Annotated in this window: 23 protein-coding genes and 1 riboswitch; of the genes, 15 read left to right on the forward strand and 8 right to left on the reverse strand. The window is 57.2% G+C overall.

The genetic code is table 11. The features are described from left to right. The first annotated feature begins 16 nt into the window (after positions 1-16). Together J2129_RS02215 and J2129_RS02220 are read left to right on the forward strand one after the other, a co-directional pair. A complete protein-coding gene (locus J2129_RS02215; RefSeq protein ID WP_209629227.1) occupies positions 17-319 on the forward strand; it encodes a UPF0058 family protein in 303 nt (100 codons plus the stop codon). 228 nt (positions 320-547) lie between these two features. After that, positions 548-733 (forward strand): hypothetical protein, encoded by a 186-nt coding sequence (locus J2129_RS02220; RefSeq protein WP_209629228.1) that lies wholly within the window; start codon positions 548-550, stop codon positions 731-733. Between the two features lie 37 nt (positions 734-770). On the opposite strand, the gene J2129_RS02225 is transcribed toward J2129_RS02220, so the two are convergent. From J2129_RS02225 to J2129_RS02245, 5 genes are all read right to left on the reverse strand, one after another. Continuing rightward, complete coding sequence (locus J2129_RS02225; protein ID WP_209629229.1) at positions 771-1376, reverse strand: MarR family transcriptional regulator; 606 nt, start codon at positions 1374-1376, stop codon at positions 771-773. 966 nt (positions 1377-2342) lie between these two features. Next, positions 2343-2774, reverse strand: coding sequence for a hypothetical protein (locus J2129_RS02230; protein WP_209629230.1), 432 nt, complete (start codon positions 2772-2774; stop codon positions 2343-2345). A 214-nt stretch (positions 2775-2988) separates the two neighbouring features. Then, positions 2989-4056, reverse strand: a complete 1068-nt coding sequence (locus J2129_RS02235; RefSeq protein WP_209629231.1) for an ABC transporter permease subunit — start codon at positions 4054-4056, stop codon at positions 2989-2991. 1302 nt (positions 4057-5358) lie between these two features. Further along, a complete protein-coding gene (locus tag J2129_RS02240) occupies positions 5359-6162 on the reverse strand; it encodes a RimK family alpha-L-glutamate ligase (protein WP_209629232.1) in 804 nt (267 codons plus the stop codon). Between the two features lie 104 nt (positions 6163-6266). Further along, a complete protein-coding gene (locus tag J2129_RS02245) occupies positions 6267-6857 on the reverse strand; it encodes a hypothetical protein (protein ID WP_209629233.1) in 591 nt (196 codons plus the stop codon). A 236-nt stretch (positions 6858-7093) separates the two neighbouring features. On the opposite strand from J2129_RS02245, the gene J2129_RS02250 reads away from it, so the two are divergent. After that, positions 7094-8029: an ornithine cyclodeaminase family protein gene (locus tag J2129_RS02250; protein ID WP_209629234.1), complete on the forward strand. Its 936-nt coding sequence runs from the start codon at positions 7094-7096 to the stop codon at positions 8027-8029. Between the two features lie 764 nt (positions 8030-8793). On the opposite strand, the gene tes is transcribed toward J2129_RS02250, so the two are convergent. Then, positions 8794-10263 (reverse strand): tetraether lipid synthase Tes, encoded by a 1470-nt coding sequence (tes, locus tag J2129_RS02255; RefSeq protein ID WP_209629235.1) that lies wholly within the window; start codon positions 10261-10263, stop codon positions 8794-8796. A 178-nt stretch (positions 10264-10441) separates the two neighbouring features. Here tes and J2129_RS02260 point away from each other — a divergent pair, with 178 nt between their 5' ends. The 9 genes from J2129_RS02260 to J2129_RS02300 all read left to right on the forward strand — a co-directional run bounded on the left by J2129_RS02260 (position 10442) and on the right by J2129_RS02300 (position 21198). Beyond that, on the forward strand, positions 10442-10942 hold the full coding sequence (locus tag J2129_RS02260) for a CDP-2,3-bis-(O-geranylgeranyl)-sn-glycerol synthase (protein ID WP_245320834.1): 501 nt from the start codon (positions 10442-10444) through the stop codon (positions 10940-10942). Continuing rightward, positions 10936-11448, forward strand: a complete 513-nt coding sequence (pyrE, locus tag J2129_RS02265; protein WP_209629237.1) for an orotate phosphoribosyltransferase — start codon at positions 10936-10938, stop codon at positions 11446-11448. The genes J2129_RS02260 and pyrE overlap by 7 nt, the downstream gene beginning before the upstream one ends. 27 nt (positions 11449-11475) lie before the next feature. Beyond that, positions 11476-12771, forward strand: a complete 1296-nt coding sequence (purD, locus tag J2129_RS02270; protein WP_209629238.1) for a phosphoribosylamine--glycine ligase — start codon at positions 11476-11478, stop codon at positions 12769-12771. Beyond that, complete coding sequence (gene argF, locus J2129_RS02275; RefSeq protein WP_209629239.1) at positions 12768-13703, forward strand: ornithine carbamoyltransferase; 936 nt, start codon at positions 12768-12770, stop codon at positions 13701-13703. The genes purD and argF overlap by 4 nt, the downstream gene beginning before the upstream one ends. A gap of 1231 nt (positions 13704-14934) precedes the next feature. Beyond that, entirely contained in the window at positions 14935-16140 is a 1206-nt protein-coding gene (locus J2129_RS02280) for a hypothetical protein (RefSeq protein ID WP_209629240.1), read from the forward strand. Positions 16141-16337: 197 nt separating this feature from the next. Beyond that, positions 16338-17570 (forward strand): hypothetical protein, encoded by a 1233-nt coding sequence (locus J2129_RS02285; RefSeq protein WP_209629241.1) that lies wholly within the window; start codon positions 16338-16340, stop codon positions 17568-17570. Between the two features lie 940 nt (positions 17571-18510). Then, on the forward strand, positions 18511-18915 hold the full coding sequence (locus J2129_RS02290) for a pyridoxamine 5'-phosphate oxidase family protein (RefSeq protein ID WP_209629242.1): 405 nt from the start codon (positions 18511-18513) through the stop codon (positions 18913-18915). Positions 18916-19442: 527 nt separating this feature from the next. Further along, complete coding sequence (locus J2129_RS02295) at positions 19443-19907, forward strand: hypothetical protein (protein WP_209629243.1); 465 nt, start codon at positions 19443-19445, stop codon at positions 19905-19907. Between the two features lie 109 nt (positions 19908-20016). Then, positions 20017-21198, forward strand: a complete 1182-nt coding sequence (locus J2129_RS02300; RefSeq protein ID WP_209629244.1) for a hypothetical protein — start codon at positions 20017-20019, stop codon at positions 21196-21198. A gap of 352 nt (positions 21199-21550) precedes the next feature. Here the strand turns inward: J2129_RS02300 and J2129_RS02305 are convergent, their stop codons facing one another. Next, a complete protein-coding gene (locus J2129_RS02305; RefSeq protein WP_209629245.1) occupies positions 21551-21787 on the reverse strand; it encodes a hypothetical protein in 237 nt (78 codons plus the stop codon). A 213-nt stretch (positions 21788-22000) separates the two neighbouring features. Beyond that, a riboswitch (Fluoride riboswitch) is annotated at positions 22001-22065 on the forward strand. A 159-nt stretch (positions 22066-22224) separates the two neighbouring features. On the opposite strand from J2129_RS02305, the gene crcB reads away from it, so the two are divergent. Together crcB and J2129_RS02315 are read left to right on the forward strand one after the other, a co-directional pair. Next, a complete protein-coding gene (gene crcB / locus J2129_RS02310; protein WP_209629246.1) occupies positions 22225-22611 on the forward strand; it encodes a fluoride efflux transporter CrcB in 387 nt (128 codons plus the stop codon). After that, positions 22608-22958 carry a DUF190 domain-containing protein gene (locus J2129_RS02315; protein WP_209629247.1) on the forward strand — a complete coding sequence of 117 codons (351 nt, stop codon included), beginning with the start codon at positions 22608-22610 and terminating at the stop codon, positions 22956-22958. The genes crcB and J2129_RS02315 overlap by 4 nt, the downstream gene beginning before the upstream one ends. Positions 22959-23287: 329 nt before the next feature. Here J2129_RS02315 and J2129_RS02320 read toward each other — a convergent pair whose 3' ends face one another. Then, entirely contained in the window at positions 23288-23968 is a 681-nt protein-coding gene (locus J2129_RS02320; protein ID WP_348632280.1) for a DUF5591 domain-containing protein, read from the reverse strand. 39 nt (positions 23969-24007) lie between these two features. Here J2129_RS02320 and J2129_RS02325 point away from each other — a divergent pair, with 39 nt between their 5' ends. Next, positions 24008-24976, forward strand: a complete 969-nt coding sequence (locus J2129_RS02325) for a methyltransferase domain-containing protein (protein WP_209629248.1) — start codon at positions 24008-24010, stop codon at positions 24974-24976. Positions 24977-24984: the final 8 nt, after the last annotated feature.

Here is a 24984-nt window from a genome sequence, read left to right on the forward strand (position 1 = left end):
CTTTCCAGGTCTGGACATGCATAAAGAAGAACTGATTACTCTCCACCAGATCCTTGTCGAGATCAAGGACTACTTTGAGATGGTCAATCCTGAACTGAAATTCCCCCAGTACGGTGCCCTGCGGATCAATCCTTCACAGATCCACAAGAGCAAACTTGAACACAAACATGCGATCTTCGTGCTCGGGGAGGAACTGGCCAATGCCATGAAGGATGTCGAGTTCACGGGTTCGACCAGGATCTCAGCGCGGATGAAGGATCTTGCCGAACGGGCCGAGAGAGAACTCGAACGCCCGATAGAGAACCCGAACATCCGGTAAAGGTACAGATCTTTCCATCGGATTGTCCGAGAAAAGGGCTGGTGTGAGGGGTTGGCATACATCCCCTTATCTTTATAGACTCTTTTTTTCCATAGTCAGGACCTCGTAGTGCTGGCTATGTGTTTGCATGGGTGATTATAGTCCTCTCCCCAGGAGTGGATACGGTTCTTTGCAGTGTGTTGATGAAACGGTCTTTTGGGTCTGGTCTGGGAAGAAGGATCGATCGAATTGAATTGCTGTGTAGTATTTCTATTCTGGACCTTTGTCGTCGAGTCGGAGAATGAACTCCTGTCGCTGTCTGAGAATCATCGAAACGAAACACAAAATTCTGTCGCGGTCTACCGCTGGGTCAGGATCGCCGCACTCGCTCTTCTCCTCTTTTTTGCACTGCAGTACCTGATACGGATCCTCTGAGGGGTGGGTCCGTCGATGAGTAGCGTCTCCTTTTGCGTCAGACCTCCAATTTCACCATCTTGCTCATACCGTTCTCGTATCTTCGCACCAGATCGCGTGCTTCAAGGTCCTGGAGTGTCCGTGAGAGCGTTGACTTGGGGATCCCGGTCCTCTCAGAGAGTTTGGTCTGGTTCATCTCCCCGTGATCGATCAGTGTCTCGATGATTTTTCGCTCATTCCCTTTCAACAACCTCAGCATGGCCTGTTGATATTGGGGGAGGGGGGGTGCTTCAGTTTCGATGACATGAGGAGAGTGTGGGGGCGGTGCATCCTCACAATCAACAGGGAGATTGGTGGATGGCGAAACCACAGTGCCCTCAATTTCAATGTCGTCGTTCTCATGATCAACCGGTCCGTGCATCTCCTCAGAGATTGAATGCCTGGCCACCAGAAGATAGAAGAGCACTGCACCGAGGAGAGATGATACTAACGCGATGAGGAGGCAGTCGGAGAGGGTATAGACCGAAGGGATCTGATGGACGACTGGAGACTCATCTCCGATGACGATCTGCACCTGTCGTGGGAGGATGAATATCGAGAGAAGCGTGAGTATAGCGATGGCGATTATTCCTCCGGCAAAAGCGTTCCTCCCTCTCTGGTCCATATTCATCACGGGTTCAAGATCGTTAGTCCTCTCCTGGTCGGCGACATCCTTGCGATGGACGGGATCCACTCTAAAGAAGTCCTCTTCCATGGGCATGATCGGATATCATTGATTCAGAGAGGCGAGTATTAAACATTGTGAGCACATCATCTAATTCAAGCAAAGAATCAGCCGAAGTATTATCCATCAAGTATTGTTGGTAAAATAATCTCCCCTATAAAAATAAAGGCCCCGGTTCTGTGATATGGCATACGGGAGGCTTTTTGATATTTGGGCTCTGTAGAAATCCTCTTGATGGATCTCTCTGGCGGGGGGCTTGCCGCCCCCCGAACCCCCCGCGACACGATAAGTCGTGGACGGCAACACTCTCTTTATGGTCACCTATTCTGCCTTCCTGGCCCTATCTTGCTCCCGGGGGTCTGGGGGCAGAGCCCCCAGTCAAAGGGGTAGGAAGGCGGGCGACACACATCTCCCCCATACAAGAGGCGAGGGTTTCTACAGAACCAATATTTGTAACTTCAGCCATGAACATATCCCAGAACTCCCTGAGGCTTGAGCATCATCTTGAACTGAGGTCGTTCGTTCCTGAATTTCTAAACCCTCTCCTCCACTTGGGGACGTGCCGCCCCCTGGAACCCCCGTTGATGAAGATTGGTGGGGGAGCGCGTCCCTTCTTCACGATCCTCGCTCTGCCTTCCCGTCCTCATCGCCATCCTGAGTTGAGGGTCGGGGGGAGCCGTGCCCCCGGCGCGGTGGAGTTGGTGGAAGGCATGAAGACATGGTTGGGCAACGAAGAGAGGGAGGATCTCTCCACCACATTCAGCGTTCTCTTCTGAGAGGGAGAGGGCTGGAGATTTTGGGATGGCCTCCATGGTTGAAGGTCTACATTAAATTCAATTACATTGCAAAAAGGAGGATCCCCAAAGATAGGGGATCCATTTCACAAAAATCGCGTTAGAGTTCCACTCAGAAGTCGTGGAGTGTGTACTCAATGGTTTTTGTGTTTTCATGTGGGCTTGCAACCATGATCTGCCAACTATCGCTGTCCCATGGGATGGAGAGGGTGGGCTCAGCAGAACCACCCGTGCAGACTGCAAGATGATGCTGTCCTGATGCCCCGTCATGGACACCAACATGCAATGTCTGGTTTGTGGGAGTCCATGAAACAGATAAAGTGACTTGGATTCCCTTTGACCAAGAGAATTCAGGGGAAAAAATCACTGCATGACCAGGTTTTAGAGAACTTGTATAATCGCAAATTCCAATGTCTGGGATTACGATGTTATAGTCGTCTGATGATCCTGAGATAACAGGATACTCCAAGGCATTGTTACTCTCGCAGATTGGAGAGGCAGTTGCCCCACCATAGAGTGCACACAGTGATACCAGCAGGATCACAGTTATGCCAATTTTTTCATGATTTTATGCCTCCAGGGGCGTCATTCCTGCGATCAATGATTTCAGAGATGAAACACCCCTATGTTTTTCTTTGTTGGAACATCATTTCAGCGTGAGGTGAGACAGAATTTCAAAAAATGGAAATGGTATTGATTTTTTCGAAAATATTGTTTAATTGGTTGGAATTGGTCTCAAGGTGAGGGGTGCTCTCCTCTCACCGCACATCGATCCTCATAAAACAGAGATAGGCAGTGAGAAAGAGCACGCCCGGGAGGGCCAGGAGGAGGACGATGTTCCCCCAGAGACCGGCAAGGACGTCTGTGAAATGCGGCGGTGCGGTGTCGGGGTCGATGACCAGAACTGAGAACGGACCCGGCTGGGTGTTTTCCTTCAATGCGACACGATAGGGATCGATGATCGCACTGGTGATCTTAATGTAGTTCGTCTGCGGGGAGGCGGCCTCGACGACCGCGGTGACGAACGTCTTTTTCTCATAATATGCCCTGGCGTCGGCTTCGTACTTCATCATCGCCTCTTTCTCTTCCTGGAGGTCTCGCGCATGAGCATCTATGGGTTGTACGGGGCTATTCTCAGAATATATGAATGTCTGCACGAACGGCACCTCGGGGCGATCACCCGCCCAGGTGTCGACGGCGATCTCTCCTGCAAGGGGGAGGAGGGAGGAGAGGACGATGAAGACGACGAGCGTGGCGATGAGTGCGCTCCCGCTGTCAGGCGCAAGAGTGGAGACGGTGAGGGCGAGGGTGAAATAGATGAGGAGGAAGAGGACAGAGACCACCCCGAAGGTAAGGATGGCAGAGCACTCGTCGATGGTCGGGACGATGCCGGCGATGAGGAGCATTGCAAGGGCGACGAGGAGCGCCGCCACGACCGCGAGGACGATCGCCGCTCCCCCGCCGAGGGCCTTGCCGTTGATCACCTCGTCGCGGTAGATGGGATGGGAGAGGAGGGTCTTGAGCGTCTTTGTCTCCTTCTCCTTTGAGACGAGGTCGAACCCGATCGCGATAGCAAGGACCGCCCCGATGATGACGAACTGGTCGGCGATCCCGGAGAAGACCGAGAGCACCGAGGGTCGCTCCGGCATCCATCCGGTCAGGGTGCCGCTCTCGACCGCCGCCATCGTCTCCTGGTACGAGATAAGGTCGCTGGCGTATTCGCCAAGACCCTGGTACATCCCGATGACCATGATGAGCAGGAAGAGCGCCATGAGGACAAAGAAGCGTTTGCTGGTGAGGTGGTCGACAAATTCCTTCTGTGCCACGATCAGAGATCTGGAGATCCCCATCATCCACCTCCTCGTGGCTGGAGGAACGCGGTGCGGGGTACGTGGAGTGACGCCATCATCATTGCTCCGCTGGAATATCATATTATGATGATGAAGAATAGTGTTCCAGAAAATGGAACGACAGGATCTGTAGATGCTGACGAGGAATAGTGTTGAAGGTTTTTAGCCATTTCAATCTCGTTCTTGCCTGCACCTCGATGGTCAGAGATCTTCTCAAAATTCTCTTCTACAATTCTCTGAAAAACAAGAGAGAAGAGGAGTGTGTTCTCTCATCTGGATCATCAAATGCCCTCCCCCCTGCATTGCACTCGTGGGATCGGTGACAGTGAGCGACAGCGAACATAAGAACCACAAAATATTTCGAGGGAAGAGCGACATTGAGATCTCTACCATCACAAGGTAGATTTTGAGGAGCGAACATAATAAAATTAGAGACACTCTATAAAATCGGCTTTGTAGAAAACCCTCACTTCTTCTCAGTGCAAGGGTGACTCAATCGCCTTCCCACACAATCACACCGGGGGCATCGTCCCCGGCCGAAGAAGGGGGAAGGCGGGTGACATACATTCTCCTCACACAATAGGTGGAGGTTTACCATGAAAATGATCCTGACGATAATCTCTCCGGGTTTTATGAGAATTTGAAGTGTGGGAAGGCGCGATGATCGGGTGTGCCGCCCCGCCCCCCATCGTCGAATCGTCCCTGTCATCTCGTGCTGGGGGGGGCGCTGCCCCCTGACCCCCCGGAGAGAGGAGAGGGGTGGGGCGGTAGGTGAGTGGTGTTTCCTCCGTGGTGTCCTGCGCTACAGGGGGAGCACGGATCCACACACCCTGGGGAACTACGATCATGTTCAATCGCGTATGCGTGAACCGGAGGTTCATGCCGGATTCTACAGAGCCAAAAGGCGAGAACTCTTCTTGACATTTCACCATCAAAGTGATGAAGTTTCTGCGCAACCGGGTGGAGGATCCCATCAGGGGAAACGACAAGCACTACCTCGCCTGCTTCAAGGACCACGGACTTGAACTGAGATTATCCTCTCCAGCGATAGTGCCGCATATTGGTCTTGATCGCTGGACAGGAAGATCATTGATCATGTGTGAATCGAGGTCTTCGAGGAAATCCTCAGTGAACTGTGTAGATTAATTCCAGATCTGTTGCGTTGGTCGTAGAATATTACACGCGGTGGGTTCAGATGGTCTTTGGGCTCCTGATTCTGTATCATGTGGGAGGAAGACGAGTGATCAAAGGGATAACTCTAACAAAAATGTATGAAGATTATTCCCCGTTCTTCCTGAACGCCCGCTCTTTCTCGACGAGGTGCTCTGCAAGGAGCTGCGGGATCGGGGCCGCCATGCAGTGCCAGTTCGGGGTGCCGTTCACCTCGAGGACCGTGTAGCCGTCGGCGGTCTCGAGGAGGTCGACCCCGCAGTACGCCGCGCCTACCGCCCTTGCCGCCCCGGCGGCGACCTCCTGCATCTCGGCGTCGACCTCGACCGGGGTGCCGGTGCCGCCCTGGTGGATGTTGTGGGTGAGGTGCGGGGACTGCCGGCAGATCGCCCCGACCGCCTCCCCGTCGATGACAAAGACGCGGTAGTCGCGGTCGTTGGGGACGTACTCCTGGAGATAATAGGGGGCTTCACCGAGATCGCCCTCGTTGTTGATGAGGCAGACCCCGATCCCGTCATACCCATAGACCGGTTTGATGACTGCCTTGCCGTGTCTGGCCAGGAAGGCGGCGGCAAGGTCGCGTGAGGCCGTGAAAAGCGTCTCAGGTGAAGAGACGCCATGTTTGAGAAGGAGCGCGGTCGTCTTTACCTTGCTTGCGCAGGTGGCGATGGCGTCTGGCGGGTTGATGACCAGGTTGTCAAGAGAGAGGACATCCAGGCACTCGAACTGGTGAATGTCCTGCTTCATCCCGCAGACCCAGATCAGGTCGCCGCTGACCTCTGCGGCAAGGGGATCGATGGCGTCAAGGTCGAGGACCGAAAAGTCCGCCCCTATCTGCCTGAGGGCCGCGGTCACCATAGCAGTCGAGTTGTCGTCAGGGGTGTCGGTCGGTTTTGGTACGATGTGGATCATGCTCACTCACGCTCTTGTGTCGCCGGCGCCAGGGGGCCGGACCGATTGTACCAGGTACTCGGCCGGTGGAGGGGATGAACATATCTATTCAGCCCCAGGCACCCTCAGATCTCGCCGAGCCCCGCCTCGACCTTCTCAAGGAGCGTCTCGACAGCGCGGGCCTTCCCGAGCGCCTCGGGATTCAGGCCCGCCTCCAGGTTCAGGGCCGCCTCGTCGCAGAGGATCTCGACCCGTCTGAGCAACCGTTCAGGCCTGGCTACCTCCTCCCCGCGGTCTTTCAACTGCCTCACCTCGTCCCTGACCGAGAGGACCTCACTCCTGGTGTCCATGAGGTGCCGTTTCAACTCCTCTGCCACGCCAGGCCCCTCGAGAAGACGCCCTTCTTCCTCCCCTTCGGTCATGGCCCTGAGTTCGTCGTCGATATCGATGAGCGCAAGGGTGAGATGATGGACGAGCGGGCTGGAATTCGTCTCTTTGCTCGGGGTTTCGGATCGGTAGACGATCTGCAGGTCGGGCCCTGTCCGTCTCACCTCTATAGTCCCGTACTCTCCCATCCAGGCGGTCTGGATCAGCGCCCACCCGGCAGAGTCGTCAGGCACGACTTCAGCCCCACTCTCTCTCAGAACCTCGACCAGGCGGTCAAGAAAGAGGTGATGAACCGTGGTCAGGCCATGGGCATAATATGTGTATGGCATGCACACCCCATCCGTTCAACCGCGTCTGTTCATATAAGCGTTCTGGTCCCGGTCCATGGACCGGGGTGGCTCCCGCCCGGCCGTTTGGAGGTCTGTCTCTCTCGCGGTATCGACCGTGCAATCTTCCTGCGGGATCGCATCTGAATCTGATTTTGTCCATCCGGGTCCGGGTCACTGGATCGCCCCTCCCTCCTCTCACCGGCAGGGATTAGTACAGGAAATGCGGTATCTCGGCCATGAAATATTACCCTGAACGGGTGCTCCTCCCTCCGCTCGCCACCATCAACCAGGCGATCGAGAGGGGCTTCAGGGAACACGGGGAAGGACGGGTGCAGATGCCGGCGAAAGTCTATGTGTACTTTGAGAAGGGGGACTTCAGGACCATGCCTGCCTCCCTCCCCGGCCTCGGCATCGCAGGGGTCAAGATCGTCAATGTCCACCCAGAGAACCCGATGATCGGTCTCCCGACGGTGATGGCCCTCACTGTCATCCTCGACCCTGAGACAGGGGTGCCAGAAGCGGTCCTGAATGCCACGCTTCTCACCGACCTGCGGACCGGTGCGGCTGGGGCGGTCGCGGCAAAGTATCTTGCGCCGAAGAGGTCGGTGACGCTCGGCGTCATCGGGAGCGGCCGGCAGGCCGTCGCCCAGGTGAACGCCATCGCTGAAGTCGTGGAGATCGAGGAGATGCGAGTCTGGAGCAGGACGCCGACGAACGCCGAGCGGTTCGGTGCCTTCTTCGATGCTATCTCCTGCACCTGGGGGTCGATCGAGCGCGCCTGCGACGCTGACCTCGTCGTCACCACCACGCCGTCACGCAGGCCCCTGGTCCGCACCGAATGGATCCACGAGGGGACGCATATCAATGCCATCGGGGCCGACGCCCCTGGAAAAGAGGAACTCGACCCCGCTCTCCTCAGCCGTGCCCGCGTCTTTGTCGACGACATGGAGCAGGCCGTCCATTCAGGCGAGGTGAATGTCCCCATCTCGGCCGGACTTTATTCCGCCGACGAGATTGCAGGGACTCTCGGTGAGGTGGTGTGCGGGAGAAAGAGGCGGGAGACAGGGGAGGAGGTGACGGTCTTTGACTCCACCGGGCTTGCGGTCCAGGACCTGGCCATCGCCGCCCTTGTTATGGAATCGGACGAAGGGACTGAATTGAGGTTCCCGTGAATGGAAGTTCAGGATTTATGGGTCTGTAGAAACCCCTACTCTACTCATCATGGGGAGAATGTGTGTCACACACTTTCCTATAGTCTCTTGCCGGGGACGTGCCGCCCTTCGAACCTCCAGAAGCAAGATAGGGGTGGGAAGGCAGAATGGACGACTATGACAAGAGTGCCGCCGTCCTCGTCCTATCGTGCGGCGGGGGGAGACCCTCCGGAACCCTCCCGTGGCGAGGATCGGGGAGGGGCGGCGGCGAAGCGGTGATCTCCGCTCGCCGCCCCAGTGCGAAGAGCGTGAACAGCGACATCCCGGGTGGACTCTCAGGGGGATGACATGACACTGCTCCAGAGACCCACGATCATTTCATCCCGTATGCGTGAGCCCGTGGCTCACGCCAGATTCTCCAGGGCCAGAACTTCAGAAAAAACCGTTCATCGAGCTCTGTAGAAGCCGTCTTGATGGTTTTTTTCGACGGAGTGCTGGCCGCCCCCCCCCGAACCCCCCGCGCAATGATAGACGGTGGACGGCATTACGCTCTTCATCATGACGATTGATTTTGCCTTCCCAGCCCCATCGTGGTCCGGGGGTCGGGGGGCAACGCCCCGGGCGTGATTGTGTGGGAAGGCGATTGCGTCACCCTTACACCGAGAGGAAGTGAGGGTTTCTACAAAGCCGTTCATCGTGAAAAAATAGGCGTGCCACCCCTCCCCTGTGATTACAGGGGTCAGATGCCACCCAGAAAAAGGATGAGATGTTTATTGTGCCTGGTCTTACTCCTCTTTCTCAAGAGGCTGAGCAAACTTCTTCCAGACCTTTTCACGATAGACCGGCCCCGAGTTGTAGGTGCAGAACGGGATCATCCTGCCGTCCGGCGTCGTGTAATGGATACAGCAGCGCTGCACCCGTTCGAGGTCATAGTTGAAGTTGTCCATGAAGTGCATCGTGCCGATGAAGATCGCGTTCCAGTGGAAGTCCCTGAGTGCGTCGAAGTTCTGGAACACCAGTGCCTCTCCGAGAAGTTTCCAGAGTTTCGTCCCATTGACCTCACCTTTCGAGGCCGAGGCGCTCATCTCCCTCACACCCTCGATCAGAGACATGTACTTGTTGATCGTCCCCCCGCTCTTCATCCTGACGGCCATCGTGTCGATCGCCTCGAAGAACTTATCGACATCGACCATCTCGTTGATCGGCGTGAATTTGTCCCCCTCGACAAAGACATAGGTCGCCGCACCACAGTGCTGGTGGGTGGTGAACCGCACCTGGGGCCTGCCGGTATATGCCTCGACCAGGTCGGAGATCGGGATGACGCACGGCACCGGATAGAAATAGTCCTTCTTAATCACGCCATCAGTCTGCTCCTCGATCCGGTCGGCAAGGTCCGGGATGGTCACCCGCTCCCGCTTGATATCGTCCTCGCTCGCCGCCCCAGTAAAGGCGACCGGCTGGAAGTTGACCCCGCGGACGACTTCCACGTTCTCGGCGGCATATTTCAGGATCGCCCCGATCTCGTGGTCGTTCCTGCCATTGATGATCGTGGGGACGAGCACGACCCCGAGCCCGACTTCCTTACAGTGCTCGACGACCTTCAGGCTCGTGGGAAGAATCTGGTTCGTCTCCCTGGTGACCCCATCGAAGTGAAGGTACACCGTGCTGAGCCCGACATCTTTGAGCTCCTGCACATAGGTAATGTCCTTTGCCAGTTTGATCCCGTTGGTTGCGATCTGGACCTGGGAGAACCCCATCTCTTTGGCCTTCCAGATGATCTCGTGGAGGTCGTCTCGCATCGTCGGCTCTCCTCCAGAGAACTGGACCGCCGGGGGTGGGACCGGTTTCTCCTCCCTGAGCATCTCCATCATCCCGATCACCTCGTCGAAACTCGGTTCATAGACAAATCCGCATGCCCGTGCATTGGCAAAACAGAAGTCACAGTGGAGATTGCACCGGTTCGTCAGGTCGATATTGGCAAGGAGTGTCCCAGAGTGGTGGTTCGAGCAGAGTCCACATGCTCCCGGACAGTCCCCTGGCCCGGCTGAGTTCTGGGGGTTTACGACACCGTCACCTATGCTCTCATACGCATCGAAGCGTCTGTACATCTCTGCATCTGACCAGTAGAGGTTCTTTGCGGTACCGTGGTCAGGGCAGGTGCGGGTGATCCAGACCTTCCCGTCCTCCTCAGTGATCTCCGCATCAAGCACTTTTCTACACACTGGACATAGGCTTTTGGTTTCTTTTAGGAGCATATCTCATCCACCGGCATTGTCTTTACAATAGCATTCCAATAATATATGGTACCGACTGTGTTGGGCGTTGACAAAGTGATTTGACCCGACAAGCATTTAAACTTAAGTAAGAATTGAGGGGATTTGTATTATTGGTATCGTTGATGTGGCAACGGCTCTGATTGCTGCGTTCTGGATCATGGTCCCGGCCTACGTGCCCAATTCTGCCGCCGCTGCCCTGGGAGGAGGGACGCCGGTCGACCTTGGGAAGAACTGGCGGGACGGGAGGCGGATCCTCGGGGACGGCAAGACCTACCGCGGCTTTATCCTTGGCGTGGCGGCGGGGATCGCGGTCGGAGTCCTCCAGATCGTTCTGAGAGAGCACTTCGGGTGGTCCTTGCTCCCAGAACACACCCTTGTCACGGTCACGCTCCTGGCGACCGGTGCCCTTCTCGGCGACATGGCCGAGAGTTTTATCAAGCGGCGACTCGGCAAGGAGAGCGGCGAGGAATGGCCCCTCGCCGACCAGTACGACCTGGTCGTCGGGGCGTTCGTCCTCCTCATCCTCTTCCAGTATGCATGGGTGGTCAGGTACGTGGACCTCCTGGTCTTCTTCTGGATCCTCATCCTCACGCCCCTCCTCCACCGTGCCGCAAATATCATCGGCTATCTGATAGGAGTGAAAGAAGTACCATGGTAAAAGAAGTTGCAGAGTTGCTTAAGGCCCACGGAGCCGTCCAGTTCGGGGATTTTGTCCTAGCTTCAGGGGCCAGGAGTACCTATTACCTTGACGTGAAGTCCGCGATCACCGATCCTATGCTCCTCAAAGAGATCGGGGCGGCATTTGCAGGGCGGTTCACCTTCGACGTCGTCGCCGGGGTTGCCGTCGGTGCCGTCCCCCTCGCGGTCGCCACTTCCCTTGCGTCAGGCAGACCCTATGCGATCATCAGAAAAGAAGAGAAATCGCACGGGAAGAGCGGACTGATCATCGGTGATGTCAAAGGGAAGAACGTCCTCCTGGTCGAGGACGTCACGACCTCGGGCGGGTCCGCCCTCTTTGGGGTTCGGGCGCTCAAGGAGGCCGGGGCCGAGGTCGTTGCGGTGGCTGTGGTCGTCGACCGCGAGAGCGGCGCGTCTGAGACATTTGCCAGAGAAGAGGTCCCGCTCGTACCCCTGACGACCGTGTCGGAGATCTTGGACCTATAACCAATTTATTTGCCGGAGTGTATACGTATGGACATGAAGATCCTTGTTGTGGGCGGTGGAGGCAGAGAGCATGCAATTGTTCGCGCCCTTTCCCGCAACAGCGACGTGAAACTCTATTCTGTCATGGCCAGGCAAAATCCTGGCATTGCGCAGGTCTCTGAAAAGGTACTCCTGAAAAAAGAGACCGAGGTCAGAGAAGTAGCAGCGTTTGCGTCTGAGTGTGCGGTCGACTATGCGGTCATCGGTCCTGAAGCCCCTCTGGAAGCAGGGATCGCCGATGTGCTCCATGAAGCAGGCATCCCCTGCGTCGGCCCCACCAGAATGGCGGCCAGACTTGAGACTGATAAGGCCTTCTGTAGGACCATGATGGAGAAGCACGGGGTTGCAGGGTGCCCGCTCTACCGGGTCTTCCATGGCGACGCCGAGGGCGCCTGCGACTTTATCGACGCCTATGACGACGACCTCGTCGTCAAACCGATCGGGCTTACCGGCGGGAAGGGCGTCAAGGTCATGGGCGAGCAGGTCGATGCCAGGGGAGCGAAAGAATATGTGCATACCCTCGGCGGCGACGTCGTTCTTGAAGAGCGGTTGATCGGGGAGGAGTTCACGCTCCAGGCCTTTGTCGACGGCAACCACCTGGTCCCGATGCCCCTGGTCCAGGACCACAAGCGCGCCTATGAGGGCGACGTCGGTCCGAACACCGGTGGGATGGGGACGTACTCTCTTGAAGACCACCTCCTGCCCTTCGTCTCGCGTGTCGACTATGATGCGGCCCTTGAGATCATGCGCAGCGCCGTGGCCGCGATGATCACCGAGGGACAGCCGTACCGCGGGATCCTGTATGGGCAGTTCATGAATACCAGGGACGGCCCCAAGGTGGTGGAGTTCAACTCACGCTTTGGCGACCCTGAGGCGATGAACGTCCTCTCGATCCTGGAGTCAGACTTCTCTGAAGTGCTCTGCCGGATCGTCGACGGTACACTCTCCCAGGCCCATGTGAAGTTTGCGCCCAAGGCGACGGTCTGCAAGTACCTGGTGCCTGAGGGCTATCCTGCGGCCCCGGTGGCCGGGGCGCCGATCACCCTTGGCGACTATGGCGACGCTCTCCTGTATTATGCCAATGTCGAGGAGAAGGACGGCAGACTCTCGACGCTCACCTCGCGGACGATGGCCTTCGTCGGGATCGGGGACACTCTGGAAGAGGCCGAGGCACAGGCCGAGACGGCCGCAGGCTCGGTCGGCGGTGGAGTATGGTACAGGCACGATATCGGAAAAAAAGAGATCCTTGAGAAGAGGATCGCACATATGAGGGAAATTCAATGAAGAAGGATTTTTTAACGCTTCTGGACAGTGACGCAGTTGAGGTCGAGGCGCTGCTCGACGGCGCGGCGCGGCTGAAGAAGTATCGGGCCGAGGGCAAGTCGCATGCGATCCTCCCCGGGTGCAGCCTGGGGATGATCTTTGAGAAGGCCTCGACCAGGACAAGGGTCTCGTTTGAGGCCGGGATGCACGACCTCGGTGGCCATGCACTCTTCCTCAACCCGGCCGACATGCAGCTTGGCCGCGGCGAACTGGTGAGGGACACCGCACGGGTGCTCTCCAGGTTCGTCTCTGCGGTGATGATCAGGGCCTACAAGCACAGCACCATCGAGGAGTTCGCAAAATATTCCTCGGTCCCAGTCATCAACGGGCTTTCAGACAAGGCCCACCCGTGCCAGGTGCTCGCCGATCTCCTCACCCTGAAGGAGCGGTTCTCGTCCCTTGAGGGTCTGCGGGTTGCATGGATCGGGGACGGGAACAATGTCTGCAACTCTCTCCTTGTTGCTTCGGCCTATACCGGGCTTGAGGTCCAGGTGGCGACGCCGCCGGGATACCGCCCGCCGTCATGGGCAGTGGAGGCGGCTGAGGAGCGCGGGGCGCGGTTCACGTTCTTCGATACGCCTGAAGAGGCGGCCGAGGGTGCGCACGCCCTGTACACCGATGTCTGGGTCTCGATGGGCAACGAGGAGGAGCGCGAGAAGCGTCTGCGCGACTTCAAGGGCTACACCCTCACCGCCGACCTGGTCAGGCGTGCCGAACCGGACGCGATCGTGATGCACTGTCTCCCGGCGCACCGCGGCGAAGAGATCACTGAAGAAGTGCTCGAGGGGCCGCAGAGCGTGGTATGGGACCAGGCCGAGAACCGTCTCCATGCCCAGAAGGCCCTCTTGGTCAACCTGCTCAGTGATAAGGTCCACTCCTGCGGGATGCAGTGAACGGATCTTTTTTCTTTTTTTTGCTTTGAGGTCATCCCAAAACTCTCCGCCCCTCATCCTCACCGATTGAGAGCGATGGATGACAATGAAGAGATCCCTGCATTTGTATCGCACACCCATGCATTCGTCGCCTTCCCCCTCGCCCTCGCCGGGGGCGAGTGCCGCCCGGACCCCTGGGATGGCGATGGGAACGGGAAGAGAGAAAATATCATGAAGACGGGATGCCATCCTCCGCCACTCTTCATCGGCGGGGAGTCCGGGAGGGGCAACCCCCGGCGCGAGAGGACAGGGGGAATCGACGAGTGGGGGGCGGCAGATCCATCAGAGGATTTTTCTATCCTCTGCGTATTGGTTTCAACAGGATATAGCGAGTTCAAACTCTCATGTAAACCTGAAGAGAGGAACGTCAGGATCTTTTTCATAGGAATCCCTCTGGATGGTTCTCTCTGGCGGGGGGCTTGGCCGCCCCGCCCCCCGCACCCCCACACTGATGAAGATGAGCAGAGGAGTGTGTCCTGTCTTCACGTTCATCGCTCTGCATCCCTGGCTCTATTTTCCTCCAGGGGGTCCGTGGGCAGTGCCCTCGAAGCGGTGGTGTGAAGAGGCATGAATGCATGGGTGCGCAATGAAAAGGGGAGAACCTCCCCACTATATCTACTGCCATCTTCTGAGAGGGAAGGTCTGGGGATATGGGGGTGTCACCCCTGGAGAAAAGAGGGGGAGGGCAGGGTGTCGCCTTCATGAAGGGCCCTGACAGGTTCATCCGGGGTCTTTTCTGTGAAGACATTTCTTTCTGCATGACACAACATCCCCACACATTCGCCGCCTTCTCACACCCTCATACCAGGGACGAATGCTCCCTGACCCCTGACCCAGGATAGCGATGAGGACCGGAAAGCGGAGAGAAAATCACAAAGACGGAAAGTGATCCCTGGCTCTCCTCGTCGTGGGGGGTCCGGGGGGCAAAGTTCTCCACTCGAGTGGAAAGATGCGTTTTCGTTCGAGGAGACATTCAACCCAGGAGAGTTTCTGGATATGCTCGCGGAGTATGATCTCTCGTGCCGAGGGGATGTACGAGAAATATATTGCACAAATAATAATTATATGTTCTCAACGATAGTACACCTATAGGACGCCGCACCCGGTGTCCCCCGGGATAATGTCGGCATGAAAATATGATCGGCAATTTTTCCTGTCTTTCCGGGGCGTGCTGCGTTCTTTGTTGGGATATATGGTGGAAGAGATGAGAATATTCAGACGGGGTGTACTCTCCCTGCTGCTTTTACTCGTGATAATATGCAGCCCCATTGTCACAGCACTCGATATGCAGCCAGCAGAGGAAACATGTACGACCGCAACAGATGCACTCTCCCCAGAGAAGGAGTACGACCCTGAAGACTACACACTTGTCAGGATGGTTGCACCGGATCTCAACACCGCCGACAGTGCACCGGATCAGGGGCTTGACCCTGTGACCCTCGAAAATGAGAGTAGAGCACTCCTTGAAACGTTTGTCCGGGAATTTGGGGAGACACTTCCTCCAGGCTATCTGGGAATGGCGGGTGTCACCCCTCCAGAAGATGCAAAAGTGGGAGCATACATCTTCAGAGTACTCCCGACCGGGGAGACCATCCAATACACCGGACTCTGCGGGAAAGCGTGTCTGGATTATTCTGATCTCCTGACACGTGCAGAAGAATGGAAAGAATCCGAGTTGATCGCAGAAACAAATGAACTAACAGCGACAGGATCAAATCCCAGTCCCATCGCTTCCGTCACTCTGGAATGCAGTTATGACCGCCAGGAGTATGGAGAAGACTATGGGTATGCAAAGATCAAAAGCACATATTTCTGGGACAATGTAGAGACCGACCGTTACAATGACTATTTCTATGTGAAAACCTATGCCCAGACTGACCCTGGTGTGAATTGTTTCCAGGGGAGCGTTTTTCGCAATCATATCTTTGAGATCTCACACGACTGGGTGCACAATGGGTATCCAGGATGCGAACACCTCCCCTATGCCGATATCACAGATTATTCTCCTGGACAGACACCAGGATACACGACGGTTACGGCGTGTTTAAGTTCGAGCACAGGCGGGCTCGGGACATCTATGAGCTGGAGCACTGAAGTTCCTGATTATCGAGTCGACGATGATAGTCATCACTCACTTGACCTCGCAAAGTGGGACGAAGTCTTCAATTATGACGCAGCCTGTTCACAGAGGCAATTTGTGTTCCGTCCTGGTTCTACTGCGACCTGTCTCCAGTCCCTTTCCCGTGACGGGAGTATTTACACCATCTGTCGTGTGGAGATGGACTGCCACAGGGGATGGCTCTACGACGGATTGCTCTTTGATATAATGGGACCCATTGATGCCGGACCCCTGGCGTACAATCTCTATGCCCGCTGGGAGGATGGATGGACGACTTAATTCCCTTTTTTTTGTGGGAAATGAATGAATGTGCCCTGTTCACCCATTATGGGTGTGAACATGATTTTCCCGCCTCCCCCCCCCCTCATATGTACCCGGGGGGGGGCGGCGAGCCCCCCGTCAAAGAGAACTCATCTGGAAGGCCTCTACAATACCGATTTCAGGGACATTTCCCAGATCTCATGGGGGCGTGAGCATTGAGACGGAAAAAATCTGAGTTCCTCGCCCTGATCATGCTGCTGCTGATCGGGGTGGTGGGCATCGTTGCCGTCACGGTGCCCGGGTTGGCCGATCGCGATTCCCCTCCTGGAGAGGAGGCACCAGTTGCAACGACTCCTCTTCCCCCTCCCCCTCCTCCGCCCGGATATCACCCTGAGGAGTTCACTCTCGTAAAATACGTCGAAGAAGAAGGGACTGAAGGCATACCAGACACAGGGCTGGACCCATCCGCGCTTGAAGAGGAGAGCAGGGCACTCCTGGAAACCTTTACTGAAAAATTCGGGGAGAGGACCGCGCCACGCTACTTTGGTCTTGCAGGTATCACGCCACCTGAGGACACAAAGATTGGAGCATATCTCTTCAGGGTGCTCCCGACCGGGGAGACGATACAGTACATCGGGCTCTGCGGGAGGGGGTGCCAGGACTATTCAAGAGTCATTGCACGTGCAGACGAGTGGAAAGAGACTCTCTTGATCCCGCGGACAGACGGCACCCTGACGATGGGATCCAATCCGCAGCCCATCGCCACCGTCACCATGGACTGTGAGTATACCAGAATGGGATATGGGGAAGATTATGGGTATGCCAGGACCACGAGCACCTTCTCCTGGGACTGCGAGGAGAATGATCGGTTCAACGACTATTTCTTCGTCAGGACGATGGTCGTCGTCGATCCCGGCATACACCGCTCCTCAGGGGGCGTCTTCCACAATCATGTCTTCGAGATCTCGCACGACTGGATGCACTGCGATTCTCCTGGTTCTGGACCCCTGCCTTATGCCTGCCTCAGTGACTATGGCCCTGGCCTGATCGCCGGACCTGCGGAGAGGGAGATCTCTCTGATGCCACGGGCGACTGGAAGTCAGGGCACGCCGCTGAGTTGGTGGACCTGCGCCGTCCCTGACGGAAACGTGTGGGACGACAGCCACCCTTCAGACGAACTGGCAAAGTGGGACCTGACTTTCGAGTACGATGCTGTGGATGCGCGGACGAATTTCACCTTTGATCCTGGCTCTACCGCGACATGCCTCCAGTCCTCCACCCGTGACGGGCGGGCCTACTCTGTCTGCCGCGTCGAGATGGACTGCCGCCAGGGCTGGTCCTATGACGGGTTCTTATTCTTCGATAAGACCGGGCCTGAGAATGCGGGTCCACTGGGGTATACGCTCTCCGCGCGGTGGGTGGGGGACCACGAGGTCCAGGAGAGATAGAGTCCTTAATTGATTTGGAGAGAGCCCCTGATCACTCCCTTCCCTCGCCTCGGTGCGGGGAGCGGGTACGTCCGAGCGTGAGAAGATCTTTGATCTTTGGGTTCTGTAGAATCAGGCATGAACCCCTGGATCACGCATACGCGATTGAACATGATCGTTGGTCTCCAGGGTGTGTGGACCTGTGCCCCTCCTTCATCCTTCAGAGCGACACCATGGGGGAACACCGCCTCATTGCCGCCCCCCCCTTGTCGTGGGGGGTCAGGGGGTGCACACCCGTCATCACGCCTCTCCATATCCTCTGTAGAAACCCTCTTGACGGTTCTCTTCGCCGGGGGGCTCGCCGCCCCCCGAACCCCCCGCACGAGGATAGGCAGAGGACGGCAACCCCCTCTTCATGGTCATTTTTTGCCTTCCCAACCCTATCGTGGTCCTGGGGGTCCGGGGGCCGCGCCCCCGGCGCGATTGTGCGGGAAAGCGATTGAGTCACCCTTGCACCGAGAAAAAGTGAAGGTCTCTACAAAGCCGGTAAATCCTCGTGATGATGCTCTCCGCCAGGGGCATGCCGCCCCCGCCCACGTGAGCGATAGCAGGATAGTCAGAGGACGGCATCCCGACTTTTCAAGATCGTTTATTCAGTTTTCCCGGCTCCATCGTCGGCCCGGGGGGTCCACGGGCAGAACCCCTGAGACTTATGGGACGGCGGGTGACATGTATTCTCTCTACACTGTAGGTGAGGGGTTCTACAGGGCTGAAAAATCTCAAATTCTCTCTTGAGATATCTCCCAGACGATAGGGCCCAGAGACTCTGCTGAGATGACTGCATGGGAGAACATGTACCGTCGTGCAAAGAGCCCCCCGGCCATGCCCGTCTCTCCTGACCACGCACCTCCTCACCGCTCGCCAGTGACATTTTTATCTTGCTGCAGGCCTATTGGGAGGTATGGTACGTCTGGACGAGAAGATGAAGGAGATCTTTGAGAAGGCCCCGGTCTATCCGCTTGCAACTGCTTCAAAGACCGGAGAACCAAATGTCGCGCCGATGAAGTCGGTCTGGCTTGTCGACGATGAGACCGTCTGGGTCGCAGACAATTTCATGAAGAAGACTCTTGCAAACCTCGAAGAGAACCCGCGGGCCGCGATCTACCTCTGGGGGCCTGAGACCGGCGGCTGTATCCAGGTGAAGGGCGACGTCGAGATCCTCACCTCAGGGCCGGAGTACGAGAAGATGCGGGCGACGGTGAAGGCGAAGTCGGAGAAGTACCCGGCAAAGTCGCTGGTCGTGATCAGGATCACCGAGGCCTATTCCTGCGCTCCTGGTGCCGAGGCCGGGGATCTGATCGCATAATCTTTTTTTGGGCTTTGTAGAATCCTCTGTATAGTTTTCTTTGACCGCCCGCGACGAAGATAGCCGAGGGGCGGCGGATTGTACCCGGTCCCCCCCGATTCTTCAGTCTTGAAAAGAGAGAGCAAACGACGAGAAATGTTCATCCCGTATGCGTGAACCAAGGGTTCATGCCCCATTCTACAAAGCCCAGTTTTCGATCACCCGCGAGGCGAGGGGTCGCATACCATCTTCACCATCACCGCTCTGCCTTCCCGCTCCTCTCGCCATCGGGGGGTCCGAGGGCGCACCCCCCGATGCGGTGGGGTAAAAAGGCATGAATGCATGGGTGCGTAACGAAAAAGGGAGGAACTCCCCACCATATCTCCTGCCATCTTCTGGGGGGGAGGTCACGAGTGTTTTGGGATGGCCTCTCGGTCATTTTCTCTCCTGCACCCTGTCACCTTGAGTGCGGTGGCGTTCGTCCAGAGCACGCAGGATTATGTCTGAGAGAGATTCACCGATCGCCGTCGCACGGGGTTTGGTACCTGGTGAGGCAGACTCCTCTCCTGTATCTTCCGCGGGGAGGCCATGAGAGACTGAGGAGACAGGCGCCGGTCTTCTCTTTTCAAGGGTCATTCTACCCCGCCGGTCATCTGGTGATCGCGCCGCTGGGTCATTACCCTCCCTCTGATACCACAATATATATGATATTCTATTTGCCCCATCTGGCGTTCATAGTATTCTTATCGATTATCGGTCAATTTTGTAGTGTGCCGGCAAACGAAGACAAGAGAGGACAGATATCAGGAAGACTGCCCCTCCACCTCTACCACTGGTTGGAGGGGATGGTCTGCGATTCCGAACACCCGGACCGGAACTATCCAAACCTGAACCAGGCGCTCATCGGAGAACTCACAAAGGCAAAGACGCTCTCCCAGATCTCGGTGGAGATCAAGGACCTGAGACGAAGAGTCGAGGCGCTTGAGAAGGAGATGGAAGAGATCAGGTCATAAACTACGTGCTTTTTTGCTCCCTGACATCTCCGCATAGGGCGGAGCGTGCCGTGAACCTTTTCCATCCCAAGAGAGATACTCGATGCAACGCGATCATCGAGGTCCCCCCATGAACCGACAGGACATAATCTCTCTCCTCATCGGCCTCCTGCTCCTCCTCTCTCTGGGTGCGGGGTGTGCCGACACCGGCATGAACCCACCTGGAGAAGAACACCTCGAAGAGGTGGACGGCCTTGCCGCAGGGCCGGGGTCTGCCGATCTGCCAGAGGTGACGACGACTGCACCGGCAAGGGAAGAGCCTGCCTTCCAGACGATCACGCCGGTGGCCGGGACACCGACGGTGACACGGGTCTTTGAGACAAAGTTCGGGACAAAGGTCTATCAAGTCAGGGTCGAGGTGAACGGCAGCGTCTATGCAGGAGCAAAAAACATCGACAGGGCCCTGCCGCCAGGTGCGGACTGGGACGACCCCGAGGTCATGACCGCATATTACGGTGGATTCATCGACGACCCGGCGATGACGGTTTTCTTCGATGATATGGCTCGGGGACTCAGGGCGGTCAAAGAGAGTAAGGGCTTCAACGAGAACGAGTACCTTGAGTTTCTGGTCACCTTCGTCCAGCAGATCCCCTATGACCCGGCGGCGAGGCCCCTGCCGCGCTATCCGGTCGAAGTGATCTGGGAGCAGACCGGGGACTGCGACGAGAAGAGTCTTCTCCTCCTCGGTCTCCTGGCCCACGAAGGCTATGACACCGCCTTCCTCCTCTTCCCTGACGAACACCACGCGGCGGCCGGGATCGGGATCCGCACCGGCGCCACCCCCTCGTTCCGGGTCTTCAAGGGCCTGGAGACAGGGAAGTATTTCTACATTGAGAGCACGAGGCCCACCTACATCGGGCTGTACACTGATCCTTTCGAGAGTGCAGAGGTCTCTGTCGTCCCCATCGGCGAGGGCACCGGGCGTTTCACCCAGGTGAACTATATCTGCCGGATCACCGGGACATTCCAGAAGATCGAGGAGCGCCTCCCCTTCATGCATGACAGGATGAAGGAATGGGAGACCGAGATCGCAGACCTGGAGAAGCGCCTCACTGGCGGGGACTACGAATCTCGTGCGGAGTGGAACCGCGACCACGAGGCCTATCTCACCCTCATCGATGAGCACAACGACTATGTCGAGAAGTACAACACCTACCTTGAGGTCTACCACTACATCGCCGACCACCCCTATGATATCGAGGGGGTGTACCGCCACATCGACAATTCCGGGGTGGAAGATATCACCATCTGAAGACCGGACCCGGAAGAATGCGTGGATAACCCGCGGCAAAAAGGAAAAGATGCAGGAAGGTTGGGCACTGTAAAATTGGGCATGAGGGATAAGCACGTCTCAAGCGTACGGGATGAAACTTCTCGTCGTTTGGCTCTGTAAGATCAGGCATGAACTCCTGGTTCACGCATATGGGATGAATATAATCGTTGGTCTCCATGGTATGTGGACCTGTGCTCCCCCTGTAGCGCAGGACGCCACAGGGGGACCACCACCTACCTGCCGCCCCTACCTCTCTTCTGTCCGGGGGGGTCCGAGGGTGCACCCCCCGCACCCCCGCGATGACGATAGAACCTGGAAGGCAGAACGTCGATCATGCTGAAGGCATCTCTCTCATCTGTATGTCATCTTCAACGATATCTGGCTGGTTCAAATTCTCATAAAAATCCTGAGAGATTATCGTCAGGATCATTTTCATGGTAAACCCCCAGGACCTCTCTCTGGCGGGGGGCGTGCCGCCCCCCGGTGGAGACAGGGTCAGAATTTCTGGAAGGAAGCGCTTCGGTTCGAGGGAGTGTTTAGCCCCAGAGAGTTCTGGGATATGCTCCAAGAATAGGTGTGAATTTCTACAAGTCCCAATTTTCGAGCAGTCGAGAAAACTCCTGGGTCTTTGATTGACCTGCTCTTTCTGTCAAAGAGACCATCAGGAAAGTTTCTCCAGTCCAGGGAAAGGCACATGATCGGCCTGGATTTCATCAGGAATAAGACCTTTAGCCGAAATTCCTGCGACTCAGTGCATACCCCTATATATCGGGAGGTGCAGAATTATGCAGGCGATGACGTCCGCCATCAACCGCCCTATTCTGGACTGATGACGTCTATTTTCCGGCCGGACGTGCTTTGCGCCATGTGGAACACCATTACACCTCGCACTCTTCATGGGGCCTGCGGCATCTCCGGCCGACAAGGGTGATAGCACTCGCGTGATAGCACTCGCCCGTCATGACCAATCGTCGCATACACCTGCGACACACGGAGGAAAGAGAGATGCAGACCTGGATTATTGTAGGTATCGGTGGATTTATCGGAGCGGTGCTTCGGTACTTCACCAGCGGCTGGCTGCAGGGAAGCGTCGGCACATTTCCCGTCGGCACCCTCGGCGTCAATGTGATCGGGAGTTTTTTCATTGGGGTTGTCATGTATCTCTCCGAATATGGGGGCGTATTTGATATGGAGACCAGGATATTCCTGACCCTCGGCATGCTCGGGGCGTTTACGACGATGTCGACGTTCAGTTACGAGTCGTTCCGGCTCCTTGAACAGGAGGCGTTCGGGCTGTTCGCCCTCAACCTGCTTGCCACCATTACCCTGACCCTCCTTGCCGTCTGGGCAGGGAAGGTCGGGGCGGGGTATCTTGTGGAGGCTGCACTATGAAACTGGAAAAAAATGCACAGGCTGTGCTGCTCAGGATCTACATCGGTGAATCCGACCGATATGGGGGCAAACCCCTCTATCGTTATCTTGTGGAACTGTTCAGGAAAGAGGGATTTTACGGGACGACGGTCCTGCGCGGGATCACCGGGTTCGGGATGACCAGCAGGATCCACAGCCATTCAATCCTCAGGCTCTCCACCGACCTGCCGGTCGTCGTCGAGGTGGTGGACTCGCGCGAGAAGATCGAGCAGATCAAACCAACTCTCGAAGAGATCGTCAGCGGGGGACTGGTCACCGAGGAGGAGGTCACGATCTGTTTCTATCGCAGTGACGAGGAGGAGGCGTGAGGAGACGGGCGCGGAAGGGAGGCGCCGGGACGTGCCGCGCCTCTTCCTGCCCTGAGAATGTGACCCCCGCGTGGCACTCTTCTCTCTCGCCGCCTCCACGCACGCAACCGTGACGATGCTTTTCTCCCTATGAAATTATCCTGGACGTAAATGTTCTCTCGAACCGAAACACTTTTTCCAGAGATTCGGATTTGTAAAAATTCTCGCCGTTCTGGGGGCGAGTGCCCCACGTTCCCCGCCAGAGAGACCACTCAAAAAAGGTTTACTACAGACCCCAAATTCGTTTACTTTCTCTGCTCACCCCCAACCTCACGAGTGGTCAGGGGTGTTCACAACCGCCCGAGCACCGCCGTAAACTCCTCCAGGTACTCCGCTGTGCTCAGACTCCCGTCAGGGAACCGTGCCGCCGGATCCCTGCACGCGGCGATGAGTTCGTCGGAAGGCGCGAGCGTGACCGGGACGCCGGTGCGGGCCGACGCCGCCTGCATCGCCTTGCGGAACTCGCCGAGGCAGTAGGCGACGCGGTGCCGGTACGTACCGGCGGTTTTCTTGAGATACCCCTCCAGGCGTACGGTCTCGATCCGCAGGAACGACCGATGGACCGCCGGGTCAGGACAGCGCCCGAGCATGTAGCGGTACGAGGCATAAGGATACATCAGTTCGAGCTCTCGCGGCACCACCCCGCAGGTCCCGAAGACGACGACATGGACCTCTTCGGGCGGCAGGGCCTGGAAGATCACCCTGTCGAAGAGCCGGTGGCTCGGGCTGGTGCTATAGGGCTTTTTCACCGAACATGGGACAAAGACCGCCACCTCCCGTGCAGGGACCTGGTAGTGGTGGAGGATGAACTGGTAGGCCTCCTCGAATTCAGGTCTGAAGAAAGGCGGGATACCGGTGGCGATCGCCGGCGGGCGTGACCGGGCCCCCCCCGCGTCGTGCTCATCATGAGGAGGACAGTGTGGGGAGAATGAATGTGAATCGTCACCAGTTCGGGCATTACTGCTTTGCACGCCTCTATATATCTGAGAATCCCCTATTAATGGGTAGTCATGAAACTGCTCTTCGAGCTCTCAGGGGAACACCCGACCCTCCCCTTCGCCGAACTGGAATGTGCGGGCCAGGTCACCGACCGGCGGAGACGGGTGGCGGTGGCCGAGTGCCCTGTGCCGACAGCGACCAGGCGGCTGGCCCTTACTCATACAGTGATGGAATATCTCGGTGAGTGCGCACCGACCGCCGACGCCCTCGCCGCCCTCCTCGACGACCTGGCACTGGAGACCGACCGCCCCTTTGTCGCGCGGGTCAAGGTGGTCGACGGTGCCGCCGACCACCCCGACCCTCTCTCCCTCGAACGCCTGATCGGGAGCCATATCAACGGTCCGGTCTCGCTGAAGTCGCCTGAAATAGTCTTCAGGGCCCTCATCTCAGAGGACCGGTGCTTTTTCGGCCGAGTCATCTATGAAGGGCTCAGGAGCACCTATGAGGAGAGGAGCCCTATCACCAGGCCGTTCTTCCATCCCGGCGTCATGATGCCGAGGATGGCGCGGGCGATGGTGAACCTCTCGCTCGTGATGCCAGGCGAGGTGATGTACGACCCCTTCTGCGGGACCGGCGGGATGCTCGAGGAGGGGCGGCGGGTCGGCGCCAGGATCCTTGGGAGCGACGCCGACCTCTTCATGGTCAGGGGCGCAGAGCAGAACGTGCCTTCGGCCACCCTCCTCGTCGCCGACGCCACTGCCCTCCCGGTCGCCGACGCCTCGGTCGATGCCGTGGTGACCGACCTGCCGTACGGGCAGTCGGTCTGCATCAAAGCCGAGAGTCTTGACCGCCTGTACGACGGGTCGCTCACTGAACTGAGACGGGTGCTCAAAGACGGGCGTCGGGCGGTGGTCATCGCCCACCGTGACATCAGGGAGATCGCCGCCCGGCACTTCGCCGTCCTGCAATACCATGAACAGCGGGTGCACAAGAGTCTTACCAGGCGGGTTCTGGTGCTCGAGAAGAAGGCAACAGACTGAACATCCAT

It is taken from the genome of Methanofollis sp. W23 (genome assembly GCF_017875325.1).
In the GTDB taxonomy this organism is placed as follows: domain Archaea; phylum Halobacteriota; class Methanomicrobia; order Methanomicrobiales; family Methanofollaceae; genus Methanofollis.

Coding starts and splice junctions, on each gene's coding strand:
- J2129_RS02215 (WP_209629227.1), top strand. CDS start 17: ATGCATAAAGAAGAACTGATTACTCTCCACCAGATCCTTGTCGAGATC.
- J2129_RS02225 (WP_209629229.1), bottom strand. CDS start 1,376: ATGGACCAGAGAGGGAGGAACGCTTTTGCCGGAGGAATAATCGCCATC.
- J2129_RS02240 (WP_209629232.1), bottom strand. CDS start 6,162: ATGATCCACATCGTACCAAAACCGACCGACACCCCTGACGACAACTCG.
- J2129_RS02245 (WP_209629233.1), bottom strand. CDS start 6,857: ATGCCATACACATATTATGCCCATGGCCTGACCACGGTTCATCACCTC.
- J2129_RS02250 (WP_209629234.1), top strand. CDS start 7,094: ATGAAATATTACCCTGAACGGGTGCTCCTCCCTCCGCTCGCCACCATC.
- tes (WP_209629235.1), bottom strand. CDS start 10,263: ATGCTCCTAAAAGAAACCAAAAGCCTATGTCCAGTGTGTAGAAAAGTG.
- J2129_RS02260 (WP_245320834.1), top strand. CDS start 10,442: ATGGTCCCGGCCTACGTGCCCAATTCTGCCGCCGCTGCCCTGGGAGGA.
- pyrE (WP_209629237.1), top strand. CDS start 10,936: ATGGTAAAAGAAGTTGCAGAGTTGCTTAAGGCCCACGGAGCCGTCCAG.
- purD (WP_209629238.1), top strand. CDS start 11,476: ATGGACATGAAGATCCTTGTTGTGGGCGGTGGAGGCAGAGAGCATGCA.
- argF (WP_209629239.1), top strand. CDS start 12,768: ATGAAGAAGGATTTTTTAACGCTTCTGGACAGTGACGCAGTTGAGGTC.
- J2129_RS02280 (WP_209629240.1), top strand. CDS start 14,935: ATGGTGGAAGAGATGAGAATATTCAGACGGGGTGTACTCTCCCTGCTG.
- J2129_RS02290 (WP_209629242.1), top strand. CDS start 18,511: ATGGTACGTCTGGACGAGAAGATGAAGGAGATCTTTGAGAAGGCCCCG.
- J2129_RS02300 (WP_209629244.1), top strand. CDS start 20,017: ATGAACCGACAGGACATAATCTCTCTCCTCATCGGCCTCCTGCTCCTC.
- crcB (WP_209629246.1), top strand. CDS start 22,225: ATGCAGACCTGGATTATTGTAGGTATCGGTGGATTTATCGGAGCGGTG.
- J2129_RS02315 (WP_209629247.1), top strand. CDS start 22,608: ATGAAACTGGAAAAAAATGCACAGGCTGTGCTGCTCAGGATCTACATC.
- J2129_RS02325 (WP_209629248.1), top strand. CDS start 24,008: ATGAAACTGCTCTTCGAGCTCTCAGGGGAACACCCGACCCTCCCCTTC.